We start from the raw sequence: 9,526 nt of genomic DNA, 5'->3' as shown, positions 1-9,526 counted from the left end.
CGCGCATGGCTCGGCCCACCGCGCCACGGGGAGCGCGGGACCGTTAGGGCACGGGCAGCCCGCGTCACCTCAGGCGCGCAGGTGGACTTCCTGCGCGCCCTGGAGCCGCTCCGCCTGGAGGCCGCGCTCGCGAGCCGCTGCGAGGAGCCGCTCGGACTCCTTCATGCGAGGCGTCTCCGGGGTGGCGGCGGGCCCGATGATGTGCTCCATCCAGGGCTCCAGGCCCATGGCGTAGTTGAACAGGCGCCGGGCACCCACGAGCTCCAGCAGGCGCAGCCCCTCGGCACAGTTGCTGCCGCGGCAGCGGCGGTTCTTCTCCAGCTTGCGGTCGCGCTTCTTGGGGAAGAAGCCCTCCATCATCCAGGTGTGCGGGGCGCCTTCGATCTCCGTGTTCATGAAGACCGTGTGCAGGTCGCCCACCGTGGCGCGCAGGTCACGGTAGGTCGTCTCGTCCACGCACATGGAGTCAGCGGCGAAGAACAGGCGCTCCGGGCCGGTGCGGACGATCCAGGCGGTCTTCGCGTGGGCCACGTCGCCGTGCTCGCCCATGAAGGGCGCGGCGATGATCTCCCCGTCCGGCAGGGGCAGGGATTCGTAGAAGTAGGGCTCCAGCACGTCGCGGAACCCCAGCGAGCGCGCCAGCAGCCGGGGCGAGTAGTCCCCCGCCAGCGCCCCGCTGGCGCGCGGCACCACCAGCGTGCCAATGCGCTGACGCAGCCGCAGGAGCGTCTCGATGTCCAGGTGGTCCGGATGGCTGTGGGTGATGAGGACGTAGTCGATGCGGCGGGGCAGCTCCGCGAAGGAGATGCGCGGCAGCGGGCCCTGCTCCTCCGGACGCACGGGCACCACCGCGTCGATGAGGACCGACTTGCCCTTCCACTCCACCAGCACGCAGGCGTGCCCCACGTAGCGCACGCGCGGGGTGGAGCCGGTCCAGGTCTCCGGCAGGGCCTGGGGGGCCTCGCTCAACAGCGGCAGCAGCTCCGCGTCGGACGCCACCGCGTCACCCAGCACGTCGCGGATCCACGCGAGCGGCCGGGGCTCGATGTCCAGGCTGAAGAGGCGGTCCAGCCGCTCGTCGTGGAAGGGCACCTTCCAGTCCACCTGCCCGGGGCCGCGAAGGCGCGGGGTGGTGAGCAGCGAGTCGCGCTCCGCGTCCGCCTTGAGCCGGCGCAGCCGCAGGGACTGGATGTCCGTCTGGTGATGGGGCCCGCGGTACAGCAGGCCCTCGTGCACGCGCATCGACGGGCGGTTCACGTAGTCGTAGACCAGCTCCACCTTGCCCTTGAGCACGTCCGGCAGCCGCGAATACAGCGGCTCCAGGGACTGTCCCTTGGCCTCCGCCAGCAGCTGGTTCTGGAACTCGTCGAACGCCTCCGCCAGCTTCAGCCGGCCCTCCTGCTGCGAGGTGATCCGCTGCAGCAGCGCGCGCACCTCGTCCGCTCGCTCCGCCGGCACCCCGACGAACGAGCTGCCGCTGAGCATGGGGTCCTTCGCCGCCTTCGCGTGGAAGTCCGGCGTCTGCAGATAGGCCTTCAGCAGCGGCACCAGGTACGCCTGCAGGTGCAGGCTCGCGGGCATGGGCGCCACCGTCATCCACCATGCCTGGAAGTCCTGGACGAGGGGCTCGACGAGGGTGGCGTCCGCGAGTCGATACAAAGGTTGGGTCATTGGCGGAAGAAGGCGTGTAACAGGAGAACCACTGAATTTGAGTGATTCGAACCAGGATTACAAGCCCGGCACAGACCGCAATCCCGTGGAAGCGATTGTCCCGCCCCCCCGAGGATGAAAGGCATTGCCGCCCATGACCCGGGCCGTCTCACCGACGGGGCTCACGCCCATTGGAGGACCAGGGCTCCGTCATCTCCCAGCTCCACCCGCGTCCGGGGATCCAGCCGGCGTGCCTCGCGGTCCAGGATGCCGCACAACCACTCCGCGTCCCGGCGCGAGGCCCGGTGGGGCCGGAGCTGGCGCAGCTGCATGGGGAGCATGCGCAGGCGGGCGAGCCGGCCGCTCACCGCGTCCACCGACGCCAGGTACATCAGGGCCAGGTCCGGCCGGCGGTCCTCGTGGCCGGAAATGCCCTCGTAGTCGTTCAGGAAGTCGCCGCAGCCATGGAGGATGAGCCGGCCGTGGTGGACCTCGAGGGCGCGCGGGTGGTGCGAGGAGTGGCCGTGGACGACGTCCACGCTGGCTTCTTCGATGAGCGCATGGGCGAAGGCCCGCTGCGCGGCCGGCACCTCGTAGCCCCAGTTCCCGCCCCAGTGGATGGAGACGATGACGACGTCGCCCTCGCGCTTGATGGACGCCACGCGCGCGCCCAGGCGTCGCGCCGTGGCGGGGGACAGGTCGGGCAACAGGTCCACGCCCGGCCTGTCCCTCCCCGCCGCCCATGCCGGCGGAATGCCGCTGCTGACGTCTCCGCACGAGAACACGACGGCCCGTCTCCCGCCCTTGACCTCCAGGATGGCGGGCCGCTGGGCTTCTTCGAGATCCTCCCCCAGCCCCGCGGTGGCGATTCCCAGCCGGCGGAGCGTGGACAGCGTCTCCGTCAGTCCCGGGTAGCCCCAGTCCAGCACATGGTTGTTCCCCAGCGCGCAGCAGTCGATGCGGGCCGCCGTGAGGCACGCGGCGTTCCGGGGGTGCATGCGGTAGTGGATGCCCTTGTCTGGCCACCACTGCTCGCTCGTGGTGAGGCTCGTCTCCAGGTTGATGAGCCGCACGTCGGGCGCGGCCTGCTCCAGCGCGGCGAGCGCTTCCCCCCAGATTTCACTGAAGCCCACGGGCTTGCGGATGGGGCCGTTGCGCTCCTCGGCCAGCGCGACGTAGGCCCGGGCATCCCGCAGGTAGGACTCATGGAGGCCGGGCGGCGCGGGGTGGGGCAGCACCTGGTCCACGCCCCTTCCAGTCATCACGTCGCCGCACAGGAAGAGGGAGAGGGCCCGTCCTGGCGCCGCGCCCTGGCGGCCGGTGGTCATCCCGGTCCTCTGCCCTGGGCAAGCACGAAGGTGTCCTCGCCCGTGTACCCGGGCTCAAGCCGCCTTCGCGCGAGCCGCCGGCCCGCATCCACACGGTCCTCGAAGTGCATGGTGTGCCCTCGCCAGGACAGGATGGGACCACTGCCGGCGGGTGGCAGGTCACGAGGCCTCATCCACCCGCCGGGCCGCCGCCGCCGTCAGCCGGAGGACGGCGGTCGCGTGCCAAGGCGCTCTCGCAGCAGGTGGAAGGCCCACAGGCCGGCGAGGATGCCGGCCGCGCCCAGGCCCAGCAGCATGGCGGTGTGCTGCTCCAGGAAGCTTTCGCCCAGGTAGACGGTGCCCACCGCGTAGGGAAGCTCCGCCAGGGCGAGGACAGCCAGGTAGCGGCGCAGGCCATAGCGCGCGAGGCCGAGCACGTAGCCTGGAATCTCCGAGGGGACGGCGAGCTGGAAGAGCAGCACCACGCCGAAGGGCGTGCGCCGGGAGATGCGCTCCTCGAAATGGGCCAGCTGCCTGGCGGAGGTGAGCCTGCGGATGAGGGGCCTGCCCCAGGCGCGGGCGATGCCGTAGGCGAACGCGCCGCCCAGCAGCCAGCCCACCCAGAGCAGCAGCACGCAGACCGCCTTGCCCCAGGCCTGGAGCGCCACCGGCAGCAGCAGCGCGCTGGAGAAGAAGGCCAGCATCGCCGACAGGGCGGAGAGGAGGACGAAGAGCACCGCGCCCCAGACGGGATGCGCGGAGATGACGGGCGCGACCGCCGCGAGGACCCGGCGGAGGAGGGACTGGAACGCCTCCGAGGACGCGAGCAGCGCGAGGCCGGCGAGCAGCAGCCCCAGCAGGAGCGCCCGGCCCCACATGGACGGCAGCCCTCGCGTCTCGTCCCCTGGCTGGGCGTTCGGGTTCATGGGCGCTGGCCCTCGGGAGGCGTGGGGCCGGAAGGTCCGACCTCGCCGGTGGAGGAGCGCACCCAGCCCGCGCGTGAGCACGCGTCCACTCCGGACAAGGTGGCCACGACACGTGCCTTGAAGACCCGGGCGGGAATCTGGGGCGGGCGCCCGGCCCCACAAGCGGTGCCTGGGCGCGGGGAAGCTTCGGCTGGCGAACAGCCCGGGAGAGGTGCCGCCAGGCCTTGGTGTATGCTTCGCACCCCCTTCGCATCCAGCCGGAGACAGGCCCTTGATCAGCTCCCTCATCCGCCAGGTCGTCACCACGGTCCAGACGGCGATCGCGAAGCCGCCGGTGGCCCCAGCTCCGCCCGCGCCGCCGCCCACCGCCGCGCCCTACTTCCAGGACGGGCTGGACGCGGCGAAGGCCAGCCCCGTGAACCTCAGCGGCTACGGGAGCGCGTCGTCGGCCACGGCCGCCGCGAGCGTGGACTCGCCCCTGACGAAGGCCAGCAGCGGGGAGAAGGTCGGCCCGGAGCTCCTCCACCTGGATGCCGGGTGGACACCGCAGGGCCAGGGCTACGACGCCGGGCGCGATGAAGTGCTCACGACCTACTACAACGACGACCACCGCGTGCTCCTGTCCGTGCAGGACAAGGACTCGGGGAAGGAGACGCACCAGGCTGTGCTCGGGGGACCGCCGCCCGCGGGCCCTCCCAGCCACGGAGGCGGCGTCTCCACGGACGGCGACCACGTCTACGTGTCCGACACCGACCACGTCTACGTCTACACGCGCGAGGAGATCGAAGCGGCCCAGAACGAGTGCCGCGAGGCGATGCCCTCGCAGGTGATGGATGTCCCGAAGCCCGAGGGCTTGACGGATCCGGCCACGGGCATCGGGCTCGTGTCGTCCGGCAGCTACATGACCATCAAGGACGGCTATGCCTACGTCGGTGGCTACAGCCCGGATGGCGACGGCAAGGCGGGCGCCGTCTGGCGGTACAAGCTCGACGAGAAGACCGGCGCCCTCATGGAGGACTCGCGCGAGGGCCCCATCCGCGCGCCGGACCGCGCGCAGGGGATGACCATCGTCGACGGAGGCATCCTCTTCACCACGGGCGACAAGAAGCTCATCTACCAGCCGTTCACGTCCACCGAGGACACCTTCTCCGCGGACATCGACAAGCGGGCGGACATCGGCAACGGGCTCATCGACCCCTATGCCCAGGGCGTCAACGTCATCGACGGCGAGCTGTGGGTCACCTACGAGAGCGGCTCGCACAAGTACCGCGACAACGTGGACGAGCCCCGCGAGCACATCCAGCGCATCCCGCTGGAGGACCTGGACCTCGAGGCGGCCTGCCTCACGCCGGACCAGTTGGAGGGCTGAGCGCTCAGGCGCGCAGCGCGTCCAGGATGGACAGGCGCGCGGCGCGCAGCGCGGGCAGCAGTCCGCCCAGCAGCCCCATCGCCGTGCCGAACAGCAGCGCCCCCAGCAGGATGGCCGGGGTGGGGGAGAAGCCGAAGCTCACGGCCGCGAAGGTCTGGAAGTTGAGCGTGCGGATGTGGATGAACCGCGTGGCCAGCGCGCCCAGGGCGCCCAGCACCCCGCCCGCGGCGCCCAGCATCGCGGACTCCACCACCACGCTGGCCAGCACGCTGCGCCGCCGGAAGCCCACCGCGCGCAGCATGCCCAGCTCCGCGACACGCGTCGCCACCTGGGCGTACATGGTGATCATCGCGCCCAGCACCGCGCCCAGGCTGAAGACGAAGGACACGAAGAGGCCCAGCACGCGGATGAAGGTGGCCAGGCCGCTGGCCTGATCCGCCCAGTACGCCGGCTCCGGCTTGCCCTCCAGCGTGAAGCGCGGGTCGGCCGCCACGCCCTTCACGAACGCGTCCACCTCCGCGGGCGAGCGCAGCCGCACCAGCGCGGTGCTGAAGGCATCGCGCCCGAAGGCCGTGCCCAGGCGCATGGCGTCCGCCCACACCTCGGACTCGAAGGCGCCGCCCCGGGCGGCGAAGACGCCCACCACCGGCCAGCGCTGCTGGGCGAACCTCAGCGCTCCGCCCAGCGTGGCCTCGGGGGACGTGCCCACGAGCGCGCTCCCCAGCGCCACCTCGTTGGTGCCCGGCCGGGGCCTGCGCCCGGAGATGAGCCGCACCTCCGGCCGCGCCTCGAAGCTCTCCTGGCTGATGCCGCGCGCCGTGGTGTTCATCGCCTGCGTGCCGCCGCTGGGCAGCGTCAACAGCACCACCCGCTCCCCGGCCACCAGCGGCCGTCCGTCCGGCCCGGACGCCACCCGCGGGTCCGTGGAGAGGATGCGCACCGCGTCCCGCTCCACGCCGCTGACCAGCTCGCTGGTGGCCCCCTTGCGCAGCACGACGACGTTGGACGGGTCCCCGCCGGAGGCCAGCGCGGACTCGATGCCATTGGCCAGCATCAGCACCGCGGAGAAGACGAAGACGACGAGCCCCAGGCCCACCACCGTGAGGCCCGTGGACAGCCGGCGCGCCCACAGGCTGCGCGCGTTGTAGAAGAGCGGCACCATGGCTCAGGCTACCTTCCGCAGGCCTTCCGCCACCGGCAGCCGCACCGCGCGCACGGCCGGCCCCACGCCCGCCAGCAGGGCCACCGCCACAGCCGCCAGCGCGGAGACCCAGAGCGTCTGCCCGCGCATGAGGTGATCCGGCATCGGGCCGAACCGCCCGGCGATGAGCCTTCCGAAGACGCCCACCAGCACCGGCGCCGCCGTCACGCCCAGCGCCGCGGAGCACAGGCCGATGACGGAGGACTCGGCCAGCACCAGCGCCACCACGGTGCGCGAGCGGAAGCCCATGGCGCGCAGGGTGGCGATGTCACGGGTGCGCTCGCGCACGCCCATGGCCAGCGTGTTGCCGATGACAAGCAGGATGATGAGCAGGATGACGGAGGACACCACCCGCACCGCGGTGACGATGGCCGAGGACATGGCCACGAAGCCCAGCTGGAACGCCTTCTCGCTCTCCGTCTTCGTCGGGTAGGGGCTGTTGTCGAACAGCCGGTCGATGGCCGCCGCCACCTCGGCCGAGCGCGATGGATCATCCACGCGCACCGCGTAGATGCCCACCATGTCCTTCATGCCCGGGGCCAGCCGGTCGCTCTCGTTGATGCAGCGGTAGCCGAACAGCAGCGCGGTGGTGTCCACCCCGGGGCGCGCGCCGGTGTAGATGCCGTGCACGGTGAACGTCCAGTCGCCGGGGTGGATCTGCCCCTTGAGCGTCACCCGGTCCCCTGACTTCCAGCCGAAGCGCCGCGCCAGCTGCTCCCCCGCGAGCGCGCCGCACGGGTCGCCGCGGAAGGCGGTGAACTGCTGGGGCGGGACGACGAACTCGGGGAAGACCTCCAGGAAGGTGTGGGGGTCGATGGAGAAGTTGGCGAAGAAGTCCTTCTGCGTGTCGCCCAGCGTGCCGCCGAACCACTCCTGGTGCGTGACGGCGGTGACGCCCGGCAGCGCGGCGATGCGCGCGGAATAGGACAGGGGCAGGGGCTGGGTGAAGGACACCTTGTTGCGGACGATGAGCCGGTCCACCTGCGCGGCCCGCGCGTTGTAATAGAAGATGTCCACGACGGTGCTCAGGAAGATGAAGGCCGTCACGCCCACCGCGCCCGCGAGGATGGTCAGCGTCAGGCGCAGCGGGTTGCGCAGCAGATCCCTCCCCGCCAGTCCCAGGTAGTTCACTGGAGCACCCCCTTGTCCAGGTGGTGCACGCGCCCGGCGCGCTCCGCGGCGTGCGGGTCGTGCGTCACCATGACGAGCGTCTTGTGCAGCTCCCGGTGGAGCACGCCGAAGAGGTCCAGCACGGCCTCCGCCGCCTTGCGGTCCAGGTCCCCGGTGGGCTCGTCCGCGATGATGAGGTCCGGGTCGGAGACGATGGCGCGGGCAATGGCCACGCGCTGCTGCTCGCCGCCGGACAGCTGCGGCGGGCGGTGGCTCACGCGGTGGGTCAGGCCCACGAGCTCCAGCGCGGCGGCCACGTGCCGGCGCCGCTCCCCGCGCGTCAGCGGCGCGAGCAGCAGCGGCAGCTCCACGTTCTCCGCCGCGGTGAGCACGGGGATGAGGTTGTAGAGCTGGAAGACGAACCCCACGTGGGCCGCGCGCCAGTCGCTCAGCTCCCGGTCGTCCAGCTCCGCCAGGTCGCGGCCGGCCACCTCGACGTGTCCGCGGGTGGGCTGGTCCAGCCCGGAGACGAGGTTGAGCAGCGTGGACTTGCCGGAGCCGGACGGGCCCATGAAGGCCTCGAAGGCGCCGGTGCCGATGGTCAGGTCCACTCCGGCCAGCACGGGCACCTCCACCGTGCCGCGCCGGTACGTCTTGGACACGCCCTTCAGGCGCACCATGGGGGCCGGGGCTGGCCGCGCGTCCGCGCTCATCCGCCCCCCGTCTCCACCTTCACGCGCTGGCCGTCGCGAAGGCGCTTCGGGTCCGGGGCCACCACCACCTGCGTCCCCGCGCCGGGGCCCTGCGTGAGCGACACCTCGTCCCCCACGCGCTCGCCCACGCGCACCGGCTGGCGCGCGAGCCGTCCGTCCTCCACCCTCCACACGGCGTCGCCTTCCTTGTCGCGCACCACCGCGCTCGCGGGCACGCGAGGAGGCTGTCCCCGCGCGTCCAGTGCCTCGGGAGGCAGCGGCTGGCGGAGGAAGGACACCTTGGAGCCCATGTCCGGCAGCGCGCCCTGGGGGACGGACTGGAAGCGCACCAGCACCGTGGCGGTGGCCTTGGAGCGGTCGATGGCGGGGCGCACCGTGGCCACCTGGCCGGGGAAGGCGCGCTCCGGCAGGGCGTCCAGGAAGATGAGGGCGGGCTGCCCGATGCGGATGCGCGAGAGCTGCTCCTCGCTGACCTCGGCCTCGACCTCCAGGGCGTGGAGGTCCACCAACTCGACGATGCCGCCCAGGTTGGTGCCGGTGAGGGCGGCCGGCGCGAGCACCGCGCCCTCGTTCGCGAGCTTCTTCGACACGGTGCCGTCGAACGGCGCGCGCACCACGGTGTGCGAGAGCTGGAGGCGGGCCGCCTCGCGGGCCCGGTGGGCGACGGCGAGCTGCGCCTGGGCCAGGTGGAGGGACTCGCGCGTGGCGCGGCCCGCGGTCTCCACGTCGAGCAGCTGGGCGTGGGGGATGACGCCCTGCCTGGCGAGGTTGCGCGTGCGCCGCGTGGTGCGCTCCGCGTTGAGGGCCTGGGCCTCGGAGGCGGCGAGCTGGGCTTCGGAGGCCTGGACACTGGCCTCGGCGCGCTCCAGCACCACGCGGGCGTCCCGGTCATCCAGCCGGGCAATCACCTGGCCCTGTCGCACGGCCTCGCCTTCCTCCACGTCGACCTTCACGAGCTGGCCCGCGATCATCGGCGCGATGACCGAGCGGCGCCGCGAGTCGACGTAGCCGGAGGCGGACAGCTCCGTCTGCTGCTCGCCGGGAAGCGGCTCGCGCACCTCCGCCACGCGCACGGTGGGCGCGCGGCGTGCCGCCGACGCCACCACCAGGACGAGCACCGCGGCGAGGAGCGCCGCGGCGAGCAGCCAGCGCGGCCGGCGCCGGCGCTTCATGGGGGCGGAGCGGTCGATGTGCAGGGCACTCAGCGCGGACTGGGGTTGTGCGTCGGTCACGGCTCCTCCCCTGGCTTC

The 9,526-nt window shown here is 72.2% G+C and carries 8 protein-coding genes; 1 reads left to right on the top strand and 7 read right to left on the bottom strand.

The annotated features are described in order from the left end of the window. Window positions 1-69 precede the first annotated feature (69 nt). From NR792_RS08875 to NR792_RS08865, 3 genes are all read right to left on the bottom strand, one after another. Window positions 70-1,659, bottom strand: a complete 1,590-nt coding sequence (locus NR792_RS08875; RefSeq protein ID WP_375759634.1) for an MBL fold metallo-hydrolase — start codon at window positions 1,657-1,659, stop codon at window positions 70-72. Window positions 1,660-1,832: 173 nt separating this feature from the next. Further along, window positions 1,833-2,978, bottom strand: coding sequence for a CapA family protein (locus NR792_RS08870; RefSeq protein WP_375759633.1), 1,146 nt, complete (start codon window positions 2,976-2,978; stop codon window positions 1,833-1,835). 197 nt (window positions 2,979-3,175) lie between these two features. Then, window positions 3,176-3,883, bottom strand: coding sequence for a TVP38/TMEM64 family protein (locus NR792_RS08865; RefSeq protein WP_375759632.1), 708 nt, complete (start codon window positions 3,881-3,883; stop codon window positions 3,176-3,178). A gap of 271 nt (window positions 3,884-4,154) precedes the next feature. On the opposite strand from NR792_RS08865, the gene NR792_RS08860 reads away from it, so the two are divergent. Continuing rightward, window positions 4,155-5,252, top strand: coding sequence for a hypothetical protein (locus NR792_RS08860; RefSeq protein WP_375759631.1), 1,098 nt, complete (start codon window positions 4,155-4,157; stop codon window positions 5,250-5,252). A 4-nt stretch (window positions 5,253-5,256) separates the two neighbouring features. On the opposite strand, the gene NR792_RS08855 is transcribed toward NR792_RS08860, so the two are convergent. The 4 genes from NR792_RS08855 to NR792_RS08840 are packed head-to-tail and all read right to left on the bottom strand — an operon-like array spanning window position 5,257 to window position 9,508. Then, a complete protein-coding gene (locus NR792_RS08855; RefSeq protein ID WP_375759630.1) occupies window positions 5,257-6,414 on the bottom strand; it encodes an ABC transporter permease in 1,158 nt (385 codons plus the stop codon). Between the two features lie 3 nt (window positions 6,415-6,417). Continuing rightward, window positions 6,418-7,584: an ABC transporter permease gene (locus NR792_RS08850; protein ID WP_375759629.1), complete on the bottom strand. Its 1,167-nt coding sequence runs from the start codon at window positions 7,582-7,584 to the stop codon at window positions 6,418-6,420. Beyond that, window positions 7,581-8,276 (bottom strand): ABC transporter ATP-binding protein, encoded by a 696-nt coding sequence (locus NR792_RS08845; protein WP_375759628.1) that lies wholly within the window; start codon window positions 8,274-8,276, stop codon window positions 7,581-7,583. The genes NR792_RS08850 and NR792_RS08845 overlap by 4 nt, the downstream gene beginning before the upstream one ends. Beyond that, the gene (locus NR792_RS08840; RefSeq protein WP_375759627.1) at window positions 8,273-9,508 is read right to left on the bottom strand and encodes an efflux RND transporter periplasmic adaptor subunit; all 1,236 of its coding nucleotides are present in this window, start codon (window positions 9,506-9,508) and stop codon (window positions 8,273-8,275) included. The genes NR792_RS08845 and NR792_RS08840 overlap by 4 nt, the downstream gene beginning before the upstream one ends. Window positions 9,509-9,526 lie beyond the last annotated feature (18 nt).

The sequence above is a fragment of the Corallococcus exercitus genome (genome assembly GCF_042231735.1).
Classification (GTDB): domain Bacteria; phylum Myxococcota; class Myxococcia; order Myxococcales; family Myxococcaceae; genus Corallococcus; species Corallococcus exercitus_B.
The sequence above is the reverse complement of the archived record's forward strand: the minus strand, read 5'-3'. Positions and strand labels throughout refer to the sequence as shown.

What these genes read in the sequence shown, in the direction of transcription:
- NR792_RS08870 (WP_375759633.1), bottom strand. Translation starts at nt 2,978, where the DNA reads ATGACCACCGGCCGCCAGGGCGCGGCGCCAGGACGGGCCCTCTCCCTC.
- NR792_RS08845 (WP_375759628.1), bottom strand. Translation starts at nt 8,276, where the DNA reads ATGAGCGCGGACGCGCGGCCAGCCCCGGCCCCCATGGTGCGCCTGAAG.
- NR792_RS08865 (WP_375759632.1), bottom strand. Translation starts at nt 3,883, where the DNA reads ATGAACCCGAACGCCCAGCCAGGGGACGAGACGCGAGGGCTGCCGTCC.
- NR792_RS08855 (WP_375759630.1), bottom strand. Translation starts at nt 6,414, where the DNA reads ATGGTGCCGCTCTTCTACAACGCGCGCAGCCTGTGGGCGCGCCGGCTG.